Source organism: Sphingomonas sp. GW821-FHT04B01, from assembly GCF_059420425.1.
In genome coordinates this window covers 19611-33874 of record NZ_JBWKTR010000016.1, presented here as the reverse complement: position 1 = coordinate 33874, position 14264 = coordinate 19611, and the positions used below count along the sequence as shown (strand labels likewise).

Annotated in this window: 17 protein-coding genes; 6 read left to right on the top strand and 11 right to left on the bottom strand. The window is 65.3% G+C overall.

Annotated elements, in window-relative coordinates; genetic code table 11:
• Positions 1-719 (bottom strand): MobQ family relaxase (mobQ, locus tag AC07UH_RS20605; RefSeq protein WP_495189978.1); only part of this gene is annotated, 719 nt, incomplete at its 3' end.
• 174 nt (positions 720-893) lie between these two features.
• Between mobQ and AC07UH_RS20600 the strand changes: the two genes are divergently transcribed.
• Genes AC07UH_RS20600 through AC07UH_RS20585 form a run of 4 tightly spaced genes read left to right on the top strand, consistent with a single transcriptional unit; the run spans position 894 to position 3286 of the window.
• Positions 894-1223 (top strand): conjugal transfer protein TraD, encoded by a 330-nt coding sequence (locus AC07UH_RS20600; protein ID WP_495182043.1) that lies wholly within the window; start codon positions 894-896, stop codon positions 1221-1223.
• 13 nt (positions 1224-1236) lie between these two features.
• A complete protein-coding gene (locus tag AC07UH_RS20595; RefSeq protein WP_495182044.1) occupies positions 1237-1464 on the top strand; it encodes a conjugal transfer protein TraD in 228 nt (75 codons plus the stop codon).
• The gene (locus AC07UH_RS20590) at positions 1461-1745 is read left to right on the top strand and encodes a hypothetical protein (protein WP_495182045.1); all 285 of its coding nucleotides are present in this window, start codon (positions 1461-1463) and stop codon (positions 1743-1745) included. The genes AC07UH_RS20595 and AC07UH_RS20590 overlap by 4 nt, the downstream gene beginning before the upstream one ends.
• Complete coding sequence (locus tag AC07UH_RS20585; RefSeq protein ID WP_495189977.1) at positions 1745-3286, top strand: type IV secretory system conjugative DNA transfer family protein; 1542 nt, start codon at positions 1745-1747, stop codon at positions 3284-3286. The genes AC07UH_RS20590 and AC07UH_RS20585 overlap by 1 nt, the downstream gene beginning before the upstream one ends.
• A gap of 523 nt (positions 3287-3809) precedes the next feature.
• Here the strand turns inward: AC07UH_RS20585 and AC07UH_RS20580 are convergent.
• From AC07UH_RS20580 to AC07UH_RS20550, 7 genes are all read right to left on the bottom strand, one after another.
• Complete coding sequence (locus AC07UH_RS20580) at positions 3810-4763, bottom strand: replication initiator protein A (RefSeq protein WP_495182023.1); 954 nt, start codon at positions 4761-4763, stop codon at positions 3810-3812.
• Between the two features lie 46 nt (positions 4764-4809).
• Entirely contained in the window at positions 4810-5103 is a 294-nt protein-coding gene (locus AC07UH_RS20575; protein WP_495182024.1) for a ribbon-helix-helix domain-containing protein, read from the bottom strand.
• 2 nt (positions 5104-5105) lie between these two features.
• On the bottom strand, positions 5106-5753 hold the full coding sequence (locus AC07UH_RS20570; RefSeq protein WP_495182025.1) for a division plane positioning ATPase MipZ: 648 nt from the start codon (positions 5751-5753) through the stop codon (positions 5106-5108).
• A 178-nt stretch (positions 5754-5931) separates the two neighbouring features.
• The gene (locus tag AC07UH_RS20565; protein WP_495182026.1) at positions 5932-6414 is read right to left on the bottom strand and encodes a c-type cytochrome; all 483 of its coding nucleotides are present in this window, start codon (positions 6412-6414) and stop codon (positions 5932-5934) included.
• A gap of 12 nt (positions 6415-6426) precedes the next feature.
• Entirely contained in the window at positions 6427-7662 is a 1236-nt protein-coding gene (locus AC07UH_RS20560) for a molybdopterin-dependent oxidoreductase (protein WP_495182027.1), read from the bottom strand.
• Positions 7663-7751: 89 nt separating this feature from the next.
• A complete protein-coding gene (locus AC07UH_RS20555) occupies positions 7752-8903 on the bottom strand; it encodes a TDT family transporter (RefSeq protein ID WP_041394297.1) in 1152 nt (383 codons plus the stop codon).
• Positions 8900-9772 (bottom strand): LysR family transcriptional regulator, encoded by an 873-nt coding sequence (locus AC07UH_RS20550; RefSeq protein WP_041394299.1) that lies wholly within the window; start codon positions 9770-9772, stop codon positions 8900-8902. The genes AC07UH_RS20555 and AC07UH_RS20550 overlap by 4 nt, the downstream gene beginning before the upstream one ends.
• Before the next feature lie 155 nt (positions 9773-9927).
• Here AC07UH_RS20550 and AC07UH_RS20545 point away from each other — a divergent pair, with 155 nt between their 5' ends.
• The gene (locus AC07UH_RS20545; RefSeq protein ID WP_354292644.1) at positions 9928-10986 is read left to right on the top strand and encodes a sulfite oxidase; all 1059 of its coding nucleotides are present in this window, start codon (positions 9928-9930) and stop codon (positions 10984-10986) included.
• Entirely contained in the window at positions 10983-11495 is a 513-nt protein-coding gene (locus tag AC07UH_RS20540) for an MgtC/SapB family protein (protein ID WP_052075880.1), read from the top strand. The genes AC07UH_RS20545 and AC07UH_RS20540 overlap by 4 nt, the downstream gene beginning before the upstream one ends.
• A 50-nt stretch (positions 11496-11545) precedes the next feature.
• Here AC07UH_RS20540 and AC07UH_RS20535 read toward each other — a convergent pair whose 3' ends face one another.
• Genes AC07UH_RS20535 through AC07UH_RS20525 form a run of 3 tightly spaced genes read right to left on the bottom strand, consistent with a single transcriptional unit; the run spans position 11546 to position 14263 of the window.
• Positions 11546-12316: an anti-sigma factor family protein gene (locus tag AC07UH_RS20535; protein WP_052075881.1), complete on the bottom strand. Its 771-nt coding sequence runs from the start codon at positions 12314-12316 to the stop codon at positions 11546-11548.
• Positions 12313-12822 (bottom strand): RNA polymerase sigma factor, encoded by a 510-nt coding sequence (locus AC07UH_RS20530; RefSeq protein WP_007406239.1) that lies wholly within the window; start codon positions 12820-12822, stop codon positions 12313-12315. Before AC07UH_RS20530 ends, AC07UH_RS20535 begins: the two co-directional genes overlap by 4 nt.
• Before the next feature lies 1 nt (position 12823).
• Complete coding sequence (locus tag AC07UH_RS20525) at positions 12824-14263, bottom strand: beta-propeller fold lactonase family protein (RefSeq protein WP_495182028.1); 1440 nt, start codon at positions 14261-14263, stop codon at positions 12824-12826.
• Position 14264: the final 1 nt, after the last annotated feature.

Genomic DNA, 14264 nt, shown 5'->3' with positions numbered 1-14264 from the left:
GCGATGATCCGCTCGCCGTTCTCGCGCGCGATCCGGACATGATCCTCGGCGTTGCGGTGGGGCTGGCCCTCCAGCTCGTGCCGCTTCCCCATCGGCCCGATCTTGTGCTGCGGCTCCAGCTCGATGCCCTGCGCCTTGTAGCTACGATGGTCGATCCGGCCTTCCAGCCCTAGCTCGGCCATCCGCTCGTTGACGTGCGCGCTCCACGCCTCGCGCCACCCCTTCAACAGCTCCGTGCCGTTCCAGTCGCGGTTCTTCTTGCCGAAACCTTCCGGCCCCACGTCGCGCATCGACAGCATGACGTGTGCGTGCGGCTTCGGGCTGCCATCCTTCGCCTTGTCCCAATGCACGTTGAGGTCCGCGACCATGCCGCGCTTCACAAACTGCTCGGCGACGAAATCGCGGGCGAGCGCGACGCCCTGCTTCTCGTTCATCTCGCGCGGGATCGAGAACTCCACCTCGCGAGCAAGCTGCGCATCCTTGCGCTTCTCGCCGGCCTCCACCTCGTTCCAGAGCACGGTGCGGTCGTTTAAACGCTCCGGCGCACCCTGCGGCATCATCACCTCTGAATGGATGACGCCCGCCTTGTTCGAGAAATCGTGGTTACGTCCAAGCCGGTCGTCGTGCAGCTCCGACGCCGAACGATAAGCGGCGGACGCAACGGCGCTGGAGCCGTTCGCACGGCTGATGACCTTGGCGCTGAAATGGTAGATCGCCATCGCATCCGCCATCATGCACTTCTGAGCGCACGTCGGCAACGACGTATAAGCGCGCACTCATGATCCGCTTCGCTCCTCCTGACTGACTTGCTGAATCTTCTGTATCGTTGCGGCTTTACCCACGTGACCGGGGTGCTAGGATACTGCTGGTCGATACGCGAAAGGGTAAAGGCGATGCGGAAGGTTCGCGACTATGACGCCGAACTGAAGGCGCTGGGTGACAAGGCCCGTGCGCTGAAGGCGAAGAGGGTCGAACAGCTCGGCCAGCTCGTAACCGCTACCGGAGCCGACGCACTCGATGCTGAAACACTCGCAGGCGTGTTGCTCGACGCGATCGGATCGACGGATGTGAGCGTGAAGGAGGCATGGCGCGCGAAGGGCGCGGCCTTCTTTCAACGGCGTGGGCGCAAAGGTGGCGGCGCTGCTGCAATCGACGGATCGGGCGCTGCGACTCAATCGCGCGGCGACGCTACGGACGGAAGCGGGGCAACGGCGAACGGATAGCAGGGGCTGGGTCGTGCAACGTCGCGAACGCACCCGCCACCTGATCGAACTGGGCGGCCTCGTCCAGAAGGCCGGGCTGGTCGATCTCACCGACGATGATCGCGCGACCATCTACGGCGCGCTCCTGGAGTTGGTCGGCAAGGCAAGGAGCGAAGCCGGCGACGACACGCTGGAATTGTGGAAGCGCCGCGGCCGGCGGGCGTTCGACGCGGAAGAAGCGGAACGGGAGACGGGCGAATGACGACGATCGACCTCGACACGCTGCGGAGCGAAGTCCGTGCGCTGGACTATGTGCGCGGCAGCCCGGCCGAGGACACGATGTGGCGCGAGGACGACGAGGACGCCCGCGCCAACCTCGCGATCGAAGGCATGGCGCTGACGCCTGAGGATGACGCGCTGTTCGACATGCTACGCGACGAACGGGTGCCCCCTACCCTCGCCACCCAAATCCTTCTCAAGCTGCTCGGCCATCCCGACGCCGATCCGGCGCTGGCGATCACGCCCGCCGGCGTGAGCTGCTGATGCCGCTACGGATCGGGCCGCTTTGGGCGCTGCTGATCGGCTTCGTCGTCCTGATGGCGAGCAATAGCTGGCTCAAGGGCATCTTCGGCTATGGCGAGATCGCGACCGACGTGCCGTTCCTGCTAACCGGCCTGACGCTGTTCGCGATCTGGAAGTTCAACCGGCGTGGGCAGGCTCGCAACACGCTGATGGGTTCGGCCCGCTTCGGCGACCGGCGCGACCTGGCGAAGCTGGAAGGCTCGGGCGATCTCGTCATCGGCCGATCGGGCCGCAACAACAAGCTGCTGCGCTATGACGGCCCGGCGCATCTGCTGACGATGGCACCCACCCGCTCGGGCAAGGGCGTCGGCACGATCATCCCCAACCTGCTGCTGCTCGACCGTTCGGTGATCTGCATCGACCCCAAGGGCGAGAATGCCCGCGTCACGGCCCGCACACGGGCCAGGAAGGGCGATGTGTGGTGCCTGGACCCCTTCGGCGTCTCCGGGCGTCCTGCGGCCCGCTACAACCCCCTGGCATGGCTCGACGCCGCCAGCCCGGATCTCGCGGAAGATGCACAGACGATCGCCGACGCGCTGGTCCACGACGCGCCTGGACAGTCGGGCGAGGCTCACTGGAACGAGGAAGCCAAGGCGCTGATCGCCGGCATCATCCTGCACACCGTCATCCATGAGCCCCCTGCCCTCGCCACGCTGGCGACCGTGCGCGACAAGCTCACCCGCGATCCCGCGGGCTTTACCGCGCTGCTCGCCGACATGCAGGCCAGCGCCGGCGCCCACGGCCTGATCGCGCGCGCCGCCAACCGCCAGCTCGGCAAGTCCGATCGCGAAGCCGCGGGCGTGCTGTCGTCCGCCCAGCGTCACACCCACTTTCTCGACAGCCCGCGCATCGTGGACAGCACCTCGGCTTCCGACTTCCGGTTCGCGGACCTGAAGGAGCGGCCGGGCACCGTGTTCCTGTGCCTGCCGCCCGATCGGCTCGATACCTATGCGCGCTGGCTGCGGCTGCTGGTGAGCCAGGCGGTCACCGACATGGCGCGCTCCCCTGCCCGGCCGGAACGCCCGATCCTGTTCCTGCTCGATGAGTTCGCCGCGCTCGGCCGCCTCGATCCGGTGGAACGCGCGATGGGACTGATGGCGGGCTACGGAATGCAGCTCTGGCCGATCCTCCAGGACATGCACCAGCTCAAAGCCACCTATGGCGCGCGCGCCGGCACCTTCATGTCGAACGCCGGCGTGATCCAGACGTTCGGAGTCAACGATCTTGCCACCGCCGACATGCTGTCGCGCACGATCGGCGACACCACCATCGAATATGAAACGTTCGGCACGTCCGGGCCGGTGAGCATCTTCAGTGACGGGCAGCGATCCGAAAGCTCCAGCGGCCACGTCGCCGCGCGCCGGTTGGCGACGCCGGACGAAATCATGCGGATGAACCCCGACGATCTCCTGCTGCTGCGACAGGGCCAGCACCCGCTCGTTGTCGGCAAGATCCGCTACTATGCCGAACGCGAGTTCGCCGGCCTCTACGATCCGGCGTAATCGTACACACCGGCGAAGCTTACGACAGGCTTCGGGGCATCTCCCCACCCTGTCCCCTCAACGAGCGTGACGCGGACAGGTACACACCGCCGGATCGGCTTGGCTTGTCCCGGAAGCCTGCGGCCGTCAGGCCGCTCCTGTGACGGCGATAGCCGGCACGAAACGAAAGCGCATTGCCCAAAGGGCAATTCCGCATCCCCCTTCCGTTCGTTCGTTCGATCCGTCCGTGGGGTTAAGTGATTCTGTTAAATAGGAATCGTTAAGAAGGTTAAGTGCAGAAAAGAGGGCAAAAAACTGCCTTTCTGCAATAGGTTGAGAAGGTGGCCGGTGTGTGATCCCACGTGATTCGGTGTGTGATCCCACGATAGTGCGGTGTGTGATCCCACGACTGTCCGGTGTGTGATCCCACGATGATCGCTTGCCGTTCTGCGGCTCGATTATTGCTCGATTCACACTCTCATCGCCTGCTGCCCGCCTCCGTCTCTGGTACGGATGGGCCGTGCGGTGTGTGATACCACGATAGTCAGCGTTTGCCGGCGAGCTTGTCCATCAGGTCGTCGACCTCGGCGGCGCGGCGGCGATCGGCATCGAACCGGTTCCGTCGTTCCTGCTCGGCCTCCAACCTGGCTGTCAGCGCCAGCGCCTCCGCTTCTCCCCGAAGCCGGAACAACACGGCAGGACTGCCATCGGCAGTCGCAGCCATCTGCATCGCATAGTCGGGGAGCTGGTCGGCCTCCACCACCTTGCGGAGCATCCGGTTGAACTCTTTGGGTTTGCTGTCGCTGCCGGTCTTGTCGCGCAGCACCTCGACGCGACACGTCCACCCGCCCTTCTGGTTGCCGGCGTGCTTGCGCGCGATACGATACAGAGCGCGTTCCAGCCCGCCGGTCAGCAGGAAATAATCTTGGTGCATGGTGAGCAGCGACCGCTCCCCCATAATGCCCTCATATACCCAATCCGACAGCGTGATGGTCATCCCGCGCGGTTGGTCGGTGTCCGGGTCCACCTCCAGCGTCCATTTGTCGAGCCAGTTGAAACCGGCCTTGGTCCGCCGCTTGGGCGCGCGGATCGAGGTCGATATGGAAGTCGTCTGAAGCCGCTGGAGTGCGGCCTGCAATTCCTGATAGGCCCGGCCGCTGGTATCGCGCTTGATCGCCCGCAACAGGTCGTAGGACGTCGTTTTAAGCGTCCGGGGAAGGTCGTTGATCCCCTGCTCCCGCATCCGGTTGAGCGTGGACGCCGCCCATATCAGGATATCGGCGTCCCAGATCGTCGCCATGCCGTAGGCAGGAATTGCCTCGATCTTCACCCACGTCTCGCCGTCCGGGCTGCTATATTCGATCGGCTTCACCCGCTTGCGCTTCTGGAGCGAGAAGAACGGCCGCTCCATCGTCTCCCGCTGATCTTTCAGCGGAAGGTCGCCCATCAACGGAATGAACAGATCAAATTCGGGGTTGGGATTCTGGCGCTTCGTCATGCCACTTCAATCCTGCTATCCTGCATGATTGCAGATGTGCACATTATCACGCACGGCCAAATTGCTTGTCGGCATCATATTTAGCGACCAGCTCGCTGATCGCCTCGGCAAGGAGGTCTTGATGACTCCGCCGGGTCCGCGCTGCCAATACGCGAAATGCCTCCGCCGTAGGATCGGCCGGATCGAAATATGCCCCGAGGTGATACTTCCCCGGCCGCTTGCCACTCGACCGTGCTGCACTCGATGGCGAGGTCGACGGCGCCGGCTGATGATCCGGCTCGGGTTCGCGAGGGGAGGGGGCCGCTACTGCCGGTCCCAACAGGGAAGTCCGTTTCGCCATAATCAAGCCTTCACATTTGCAGGTGTGCAATTCATCACATCATCAAATATGTGCTTCTGCAAGGCTGCAATCTCTAAGGCAGCCTTGCCTTTCGGCTCATGCTCGATGACGCCCAAGCCATAAGGCCATGCCGCTCGGTAGGCGCTGCGCTCCCGCAATACGGCACGCGCCACCCGCAAGCCGGTTGCCTCGGCAAGCGTTCTGGCATCGTCCAGCAACGTGGTTGCGGTAGGGGGGGCGGCATTCAGCACGACCACGCCCGTTCGCCCGGTACTGGTGATAAGCTGCGCCGTTCGTTTGATCGCATCGAGGTCGATCAACGACGGACGACAAGGGATGACGACCAGATCGGCACGCTGCGCCGCTGCTGCGGCTTCCGCGCCCGCCGCGGGCGGTGTGTCGATGATCGTAAGCGCAAAGCCGTTGGCCTCTGCGGCGTCGATCGCCTGATCGAGGCGGCGTGCGCTGATCGGTTCGACGTGGGGTAATTCGGCTGTCCGTCGCTCGCTCCAAGCAGTCGCGCTCTCCTGCGGATCGAGGTCGAAAAGAGCGGTCTTTATCCCAGCCGCTTCCGCGGCAACCGCCAGATTCACCGCCAGCGTCGTTTTACCGACACCCCCTTTTTGCGCTGCAAGCGTGATAATATGCAAGTGTGCACACCTTCAAAAATTCTGATCTGATAATATGCAGAATGGCAGAGTCGCACAACCGCTATTGGGGTGTCTGATGTGCAGGGCAGGGGATTACGCCAACGACTGACCAGCCACGGGGTGTCGCATACGGTCATCCCGATTGGGATGGTATTTCGGGATTATGGAAGTAGATCGGTTAGCCGGTTCCACCTGAGACATCAGGAGCCACTTTGGGGTCCGGGTCCTGCGCCTTGCCGGTCGCGGGTGCCACCTTCTGGCTCGGCATAGCGGTGAGATAAGCAACGATCGCATCGACGTCCTTCTCGGCCACTGGCGCCTTATACACCTCACGCATCTTGGTGACGGTCGCCTTCCACTGATCCGCCGATAGCGCAGGCTGGGTCAGCGCCATGCTGGCTGAGTGGCACGAGGTGCAATTGGCATTGATGACGTCGGCGTGCGGACCGTCGGGGTAGGTCGCGTCGTCGGCCGGCAGGTCGACGCTGGTCGAGGCAAGCGAGAAGCCGCGCGCTGACACGCTGGCGGCCGGTGCCGGCTCGGATGTCTCGGAGATCGGGGCAGGCGCCTTGCGGCTGCTCGGCGCCCCGATCGAGACGAGGATAATGCCGGTCAGGCCGATCAGGCCAGCGGCCATGATACCGGGAGACGGGGTCTTCATGCTACTCGCTCCTCAGGCCGCGATGATGGTGGTGGTCTCGATATTGCCGCGCATGAACCCGCCTGGGTTCCAGATCGGCTTCATCGGCTGAGCGACACCGTTGGCGTTCCAGCAGCGCACCATGATGGGGTTGGGACCGCGCCTAAGCGGCACGCGACCATCCCAGCGCCGGAAGCTATACTTGCCCTCGTCCGCTCCGAGCGTCGTCCTGTACCAGGTGCGGCCACCATCGGATGAGACATCGACCTTGGCGACGCCGCAGTCGCCGCCCATCGCGATCCCGCCAACCGGGATGGACGCTTCATAGGCGATCGCCTGGCCATCCGGCAGGCTGGTCATCCAGCTGCGCGGGATCATGCGATTGATCGGCACGGTCGGGAAGTCCTTGGCACCGGGCGCGACATTCGCGCCGGGTGTCGCCGGTATCTTGTAGGCCTTGGCCATCCAATACTGGTCGTCAGGGCCGGGCAGCACCTCGATCGCGTTCAGCATCTTGACCCAGTAGGTCGAATACCAGCCCGGCACGATCAGCCGGCAGGGAAAGCCGTTGAGGAGCGGCAGTTGCTCGCCGTTCATGCCGAAGGCGATCATGACCTCGCCGTCGCGGGCATGGTCGATGTCGAGTGCCTTCTCGAAGTCAGGAGCGCCCGCCACGACCGGCTGATCGAGAGCGCCGAAGCGCACCTGCACCGCGCCTGCCTTGACCCCGGCGAGGTCGAGCACGTCGCGCAGGCGAACGCCGAGCCACTTGGCGTTGCCCATCGCGCCATTGCCCCATTGCGCGCCGGCGACCCGGGGCTGGAACAGCCCACGGCTGTTGCCCGAGCACTGGTTCACCGCCGCCATCTCGACCCGTGGAAGGCGCAGCAGCTGAGCGAGGCTGATCGACAGCGGCCGATTGACGTGGCCGAAGACGTTGAGGCGGAAACTTTCGACGTCGATCGAGGTCGGTATGTCGGCCCAGTGCCAGCGGACGAAGAACTGGTCGTTGGGCGTGAACACCGACTTGTCGAAGACCTCCATCGGCGTCTCCAGCAAGGGTGGATGGACGCGCTGGAGGATCATGCTGCCCTTGCCGGGAAAGGCGCTGGTCATCGGCCGCTCGGCATTGCCGCCAGGCAGCTTCAGGTCGACGAGCTGCTGCGCCAGCGCAGGTGCTGCGGCAAGGCCGGCGGTGCCGAGCGCCGTACGCCTGAGAAAGCGGCGACGGCTGGTTTTACTCGCCAGCGCGGCGTCAAAATTGTCCATGACAAGGCTCTCCTGTGGCCAGCCACGCTGGCGGATCGAAGCGGCGTTCTGCAAGTGATCGGACCGACTGATCCGATCATCAGGGTGGATCAGTTCGGGGTAGCGATGCAGGGCGAGACGAACAGGTTGCCGCGCCATGCTCCGGCGAGCGTCTTGGCACCGACCAGCAGCCACATCGCCGCGAGCGCGATCGTCAGCACCGTGCCGACGATACCGAAGAAGCCGAGGTTCAGCGTCGTACCGAGGCGGAAGGTGGCGACGGTGTAGACGCCGAGCGGGAAGGTATAGCCCCACCAGCCAAGGTTGAATGGGACGCCGGCGCGCCAGTAGCGGATGGTGATGAGCGTCGCGAGCGCCAGCCACCACAGGCCGAAACCCCACAGGCAGAGCCCGACGACGACGCCGATCCCTTGCGCGACGGTACCGACATCGACCAGCCCGTGCGCCGCGAGGATCGCCGGCGCATCCGCCCCAAGCACCAGCATACCCAGCGCCCCGGTGCCGATCGGCCCCAGCGCGAGCCAGGATGATGCCGCCATGCTCTCGTGCGGGAGCTTGTGGAGCGCCATGCGCAGGATCAGGATAGCGAGGATGCCAAACGCGACCGGCACCGAATAGGCCCACAGCACATACGAGGTCGCGAGCGTCACGATCTGCGCGTGGGGATCGACCAGATGCGGCGCGAGCAGCCCGCCGCTGGCACCCGCCACTTCCGCTGCGACGACCGGCAGCAGCCATACCGCGGTCATGCCGTCCAGGCTGTGCTCGTGGCGGGTAAACATCAGGTAGGGGATCAACACGCCGCAGGCGAGCGACATGGCGACGTCGATCCACCACAGGACGTGTGCGACCGGCACGATGCCGTTACCGAACCGCACGATCCCGAAGGCGAGGCATCCGTTGATGATCGTCGCCAAGCCCATCGGAATGGTCCCGATGAACATCGACACGGTGTTGTGGCCGAAGATGCGCCGTGCCTCATGCCCGAACATCGCCCAGCGCGCGCCATAGAGACCGGCGAACAGGATGAAGAGCGCGATGTTGAAGAACCACAACACCTCGCCAATCGGTTTGAGCGCGGGGCCGATGCCGGGCACCTGCGGCAGCGCGAGAGCGAGGATGCCGGTGCCCATGGTCGCGGCGAACCAGTTGGGCGTGAACTGGCGGATCATCTCGCGCGGATGGTCGAGCCGGCTGAGCGGCTTGAGGCCGGTCAGGACCGGAGGTGTTTTGGCAGTCATGCGACCTGCTCCTTGATAAGGTCCGTCAGCGCGTCCGCCGCGCGGGTGCGATAGCGTTCCTTGTGGCGCAGCGCGTGGAAGGCGCGATCGGGCAGCCCCAGCGGCAGCTCGACCAGATCGCCCGCCTTCAACGCACGAGCGACGACCAATCGCGACAATACGGCGACGCCGGCACCGGCCTCGACCGCGGTACGCACCGCCTCGTTGGACGGCAGCGTCATCGCTACCGTCAGCTGGGCCGGATCAAACCCGCGCGTTCGCAGCACGTCCTCGAAGGTCGAGCGCGTGCCCGAACCCTGCTCGCGGACGATCCAGCGTTCAGCGCGAAGCCAGTCCTCGTCGACGCGCCCGGCGTCCTCACGGCCGACCAGCACCATCGGGTCACGCCCGACATTCCAGAGGGCGAGCGCCGGTTCGTCCACCTCGCCCTCGACGAAACCGAGCTCCGCCGCGCCGCTCAGGATCTGCGCTGCCGCACCTTCGGTGTTGTCGATCGCCAGTTCGACCGCGATCTGCGGGTGGCGTTCGTGGAAGGCGGCGAGCTTTGCCGGCAACCAGTAGCTCGCGATCGTCTGGCTTGCGACGATCCGCAACGAACCACGGGCAAGCCCGGCATAGTCCGCCAGCATCGTCTCGGCATGCGCTGCCCGCCCCAGCACCGCGCGCGCTTCCTCCAGAAAGCCGCGGCCTGCTTCGGTCAGCTGGATGCCACGCCCGACACGGTGAAACAGAGGAACCCCGTAGCGCGCCTCCAGAGCCGCGACCGCGCCGGACGCAGCAGACTGCGTGACGTTCAGCGCCTCCGCTGCCTTGGTGACGTGTTCGCGCTCGGCGACACCGACAAAGATTCTGAGCTGCTCCAAGGTCATGCAGCTTATATCGCGCACTCTGATCGATACGACCAACCGTTTGATCTGTTTATTTCAATCTGGATACCGGAACGATCGGTAATCCTTCGTCTGCGATAGTCTTGAAGACTTGAAGCGATCCGCGCGCTTGCGGCGTTGGTTCGTCCATGACTGATATGATCGAGCGCAAATCCGAGCCCTACAACGCCGAGCCGACGCCCGGCGCGCTGATCGAGCGGTTCCTGACGCCGCAGGCGCTGTTCTACGTGCGCAGCCATGGTGCGGTGCCTGATCTGCCTGCCGATCACCGGATCGAGGTCAGCGGGATGAGCATGGAAAGACGCTCCTTCTCGGTGGAGGAATTGAAGAGCGCGTTGGCCACGCGGACGGTGACGGCAGTTCTCCAGTGCGCCGGCAACCGGCGCACGGATCTCCAGCCGGTCGCAAAAACGTCCGGCGACCCCTGGGACGTGGGAGCGATCGGCAATGCGGAATGGACCGGCGTACGACTGTCCGACCTACTGGATGCCGTCGGTGCGCCGGATGCGTCCGACCTGTTTGTGGCGTTCACCGGCGCGGACGAGGTGGACGTCGAAGGCGAGGAAGCATTGTTCGGGGTCTCGATCGCCATGGACAAGGCGCGGCAACCCGACGTCCTCATTGCCTGGGCGATGAACGGCGAGCCGCTGACGCCCGAACACGGCGCACCGCTCCGCATGGTGGTGCCGGGCTATGCCGGGGTGCGGAGCGCCAAATGGCTGACACGGATCGAGGTGCGCGACACGCCATCCGACGCACCGATCCAGGCGCACGACTACAAGCTCTTTCCTGCCGATGTGACGAGCGACACCGTCGACTGGAGCCAGGGTCTGACCATCAATGCCATGCCGCTCAACGCCGCGATCTGCGTGCCCGGCTCTGGCGAAAGCCTGCCGGCCGGGGAGGTGCGGATCGAGGGCTATGCCATCGCCTATGATCGCCGCGTCTCTCGGGTCGAAGTGTCGATAAACGGTGGTCGCGACTGGCAACAGGCGACGTTCACCGATGATCCGGAGGCGCACTGGGGTTGGCGGCGCTGGACCCTCGACGCCACGCTCGTCAAGGGGCGCCAGCACCTTGTCGTGCGCGCCTTCGACGAGACTGGACAGGGTCAGCCCGAGCGGCCGGATACGATGTGGAACTTCGCCGGCTATCTGTGCACCGCCTGGCATCATGTGCACGTGCTGGTCGAATGATCGAAGCATCAGCGGCATCGGACCTCGGCTTTTGGATCGACGCGATCGGGCGGCTGGTGGTGGCGACCGCGGCTGGGATGGTGCTCGGCTGGGAACGCTCGCGCGAGAACCGGCAGATCATGGGCTTGCGGACGCTGGGCCTCGTCGGTCTGGCGAGCTGCATCGCCGTGCAGGCGATCGTGCACAGTGGCTTGCCGAATGTGAACGCCGATGCCGCAGGGCGGGCGATGCAGGGCATTTTGTCTGGCGTCGGTTTCATCGGTGCCGGTGCGGTGCTGCGGGTCGGCCAAGGTCAGGAAGTGCATGGACTGGCGACCGCCGCGTGCATCTGGGTGACAGCCACGATCGGCGCGGCAGCAGGGTTGGCGGTGTGGCCGCTCATCATCGGCGGGTTGAGCCTTGCGATGCTCGTACTGTTCGTCGGCGCTCCGCTCGAACGTCGCATTCGCGAGCGGGCCAGGCTGACTCCGGCAGAGGCCGACCGGAAGGATGCCGAGCGCAAGCCGTGATCCCGCTGGTCCGCCCAGTGCCTGTCGCGCTGAGAACCGGCCACGCGCTATCAGGACACAAGCGCCGCATCGGCCTGGCGCCGGACCTCGTTGGCGATCGGATGCAGCTCGGCAGCGGGGCGCTCCCCCACCACACTATAGCCGATCCCGTCGACCGCCCATGTGACCCGGCCCATGGTCCCGCTGGACGTGCTGGTCATGCTTGCGCTCTTGTCGATTTGCATGGGCCTCGTCAGCACCGCGAGCTTCGACGCTTGCGGTCCATCATAGAGGAGCAGCGCCGCAGGGCCGTGGGGCGTCGCGACCAATCGCCCCCCGCCATAGCGGTAACCCGCTGTGCTAAGGTCCGGGATGGTCACGCGCTCACCCAATCGGCTGGAGGTCCACCGGATCAGCATGGCGCGCTGGTCGGGGCCGATTTCCGCCGGTCGGATCCGGTCGGCGGCATAGACACGGAAATTGTCGCTCGCCTCATTGGCCAGCGCCGCGATGCCCGCGTGGGGTTCGCCGCTCCACCGCGCGCTCGACCAACCACCGCCAAATCCGACCGCCAGCAGAAGCGACGCGGCGATGGCGAGTTGCCAAGGCGGTTGGCGTTGCCGTCCCCTGATGGCTGCGACGCGCATCGTCGCCGGGATCGGTTCCTCCGCGATGGGAGCGAACAGGGACGCAAGGGCTCGCGCCTGCTCCGCCTGCTCCCGCAAACGGGCATGCACGTCCGGCTGGCCTTCAAGGTAAGCGTCGACCAGACGCTGCCGCTCGGGCGACAGCCTGCCATCGATCCACGCGGCCAGATCGTCCTCGCCGATCGGGCTGGTCATTGCACGCTCCTCAATCGCGGCCGTTCACCCTCCCGGAGGAGGGTCGCCAGACGGTCGCGCCCCCGCGATATGCGCGACATTACCGTGCCCAGCGGCACGCCGACTACGGCAGCGACCTCCGCATAGGGCAGGCCCTCGACCGAGACCAGGAGCAGCACCGTTCGCTGTTCTTCAGGCAACGCATCAAGCGCGCGCAGCAGGTCGCGGTGGTGCAGGCCTGTGTCCTGATCGGCCGGGCGGCCGAGCGCGGCGTCGTCCACGAGGTGGAGCGGAACCGCCGTACCTCGCCGGCTATGCTGCCGCTGATGATCGACCAACAAATTGTGCAGGATCGCATAGACCCACGGGCGGACCTCCGCACCCCGTCGCTGTCGCCAGCGCCCGACCGCGCGCTCCAGGCAATCCTGCACCACGTCATCCGCCATCACCCGGTCGCGCAACCACGACCGGGCATAGCGGCGCAGCCCGGGGATCAGCGGTTCGATCGCGGCGGCAAGCGGGTCCATCTCAGTCGCGCTGCACCTGCACGATGCGCCCCGGCGCGCCGTTCACCACCTCCGCAACCGCCAGAAAGCGCCGGGGTGTCGCGGTGCTGCCCTGAACGATCTGGCGGATCGGACCCGATGCGTTGACGATCGCCGCACCTGCCGGGTTGCTCATGAAGTTCGCAAGCGGCTCTACAGCGCCGCTGCCGTCCGCATTGGCGGTCAGTACGAGCATGTAAGGCTTCTTGGGCTGCAAACCGGTAACGGCACTCTGCACGACCTGAATGATGCCCTGGTCGAAGAGGGTGATGCTGCTTGCCGTACCTTTGCCGCCAATCGGCCCCATGGTCAGATGCAGCGCCTTGCCCGCTGTGCCGAGCGGCTGGAGATTGTCGGTGCCGGGGCCTGTCGGAACTGCGTTCGACACATAGGCGATCGCCTGCGGTGCCTGTCCGACCGGCACGGTAGCGACGACCGTGTTGCCGGCAGTGTCGATCGCGGCCAGCTCATCGGAATTCTCTAGCCCGACATAAACGCGCCGGCCGTCGCCCGATGGCCAAACACCGTGCGGCATCTTGCCGACCGGAATTGTTGCCACCGGCGTGAAGTCGGACGTGCGGAACACCTTGACCACATTCTCTCCGCCGACCGTCACATACGCGAACTGCCCCTTGGCCGTGTGGGCGAAATTGACATGGTTCGTGATAGGCCCGGTATCCAGCACCTTCAGGATCGCGAAGGGTGGCCGAGCATCGAATGCGACCGTCTTGCCGATGTCCTTCAGCGTAAACCACACTTGCTTGCCGTCCGGCGTCGCGGCGATGTTGGGGCAGAAGGGGCTTGGCTGCGCCACCTGTCCGACCTGCGCGTGGGTCGCGACATCGAACACAGCCAATACCGGATTGAACGAAGAGCAGACATAGCCGTACCGGCCATCGGGAGAGAAGATCGTCATGCCCGGACCACCGGGCGTCTTGATGCGCCCCGTCTCCTTGTACGTCGTGGGGTCGAGCACGGCGATATAATCCTCGCCGCGGACCGTGACCCACACCTCCTTGCCGTCCGGCGTGAAGAACGCCTCGTGCGGACTGCGCCCGACATAGGTCGTGTGCTTGACGGTGTTGGTGGCGGTGTCGATCCACGACACGGCGTTCGATCCGATCGACACGACCGCCAAGGTCTTCCCGTCCGGCGAGAAGCCCAGGCCGTGAACCAGCACCTGTCCCTTGTAGAGCGGGGAGAAGTTCATCGGCTGGGGATCGCCGAGTTTGATGACGCCGAGCAGCCGGTTGTCGGCCGGGTCGGTCACCGACACCGTGTTGGAGAATTGTTCAGACGCATAGACGCGGTCGCGGTGGCTGACGGGCATGTCCTTAGCGTTCCACGGCGCCTGCTGGGCCATGGCGAGGCCCGGTGCGGCGCTCATCAGCAAGGCGGCCGAGCGCAGGATGGTCCGGATCATG

What these genes read in the sequence shown, in the direction of transcription:
- AC07UH_RS20600 (WP_495182043.1), top strand. Translation starts at nt 894, where the DNA reads ATGCGGAAGGTTCGCGACTATGACGCCGAACTGAAGGCGCTGGGTGAC.
- AC07UH_RS20590 (WP_495182045.1), top strand. Translation starts at nt 1,461, where the DNA reads ATGACGACGATCGACCTCGACACGCTGCGGAGCGAAGTCCGTGCGCTG.
- AC07UH_RS20585 (WP_495189977.1), top strand. Translation starts at nt 1,745, where the DNA reads ATGCCGCTACGGATCGGGCCGCTTTGGGCGCTGCTGATCGGCTTCGTC.
- AC07UH_RS20580 (WP_495182023.1), bottom strand. Translation starts at nt 4,763, where the DNA reads ATGACGAAGCGCCAGAATCCCAACCCCGAATTTGATCTGTTCATTCCG.
- AC07UH_RS20575 (WP_495182024.1), bottom strand. Translation starts at nt 5,103, where the DNA reads ATGGCGAAACGGACTTCCCTGTTGGGACCGGCAGTAGCGGCCCCCTCC.
- AC07UH_RS20565 (WP_495182026.1), bottom strand. Translation starts at nt 6,414, where the DNA reads ATGAAGACCCCGTCTCCCGGTATCATGGCCGCTGGCCTGATCGGCCTG.
- AC07UH_RS20560 (WP_495182027.1), bottom strand. Translation starts at nt 7,662, where the DNA reads ATGGACAATTTTGACGCCGCGCTGGCGAGTAAAACCAGCCGTCGCCGC.
- AC07UH_RS20555 (WP_041394297.1), bottom strand. Translation starts at nt 8,903, where the DNA reads ATGACTGCCAAAACACCTCCGGTCCTGACCGGCCTCAAGCCGCTCAGC.
- AC07UH_RS20550 (WP_041394299.1), bottom strand. Translation starts at nt 9,772, where the DNA reads ATGACCTTGGAGCAGCTCAGAATCTTTGTCGGTGTCGCCGAGCGCGAA.
- AC07UH_RS20545 (WP_354292644.1), top strand. Translation starts at nt 9,928, where the DNA reads ATGATCGAGCGCAAATCCGAGCCCTACAACGCCGAGCCGACGCCCGGC.
- AC07UH_RS20540 (WP_052075880.1), top strand. Translation starts at nt 10,983, where the DNA reads ATGATCGAAGCATCAGCGGCATCGGACCTCGGCTTTTGGATCGACGCG.
- AC07UH_RS20535 (WP_052075881.1), bottom strand. Translation starts at nt 12,316, where the DNA reads ATGACCAGCCCGATCGGCGAGGACGATCTGGCCGCGTGGATCGATGGC.
- AC07UH_RS20530 (WP_007406239.1), bottom strand. Translation starts at nt 12,822, where the DNA reads ATGGACCCGCTTGCCGCCGCGATCGAACCGCTGATCCCCGGGCTGCGC.
- AC07UH_RS20525 (WP_495182028.1), bottom strand. Translation starts at nt 14,263, where the DNA reads ATGATCCGGACCATCCTGCGCTCGGCCGCCTTGCTGATGAGCGCCGCA.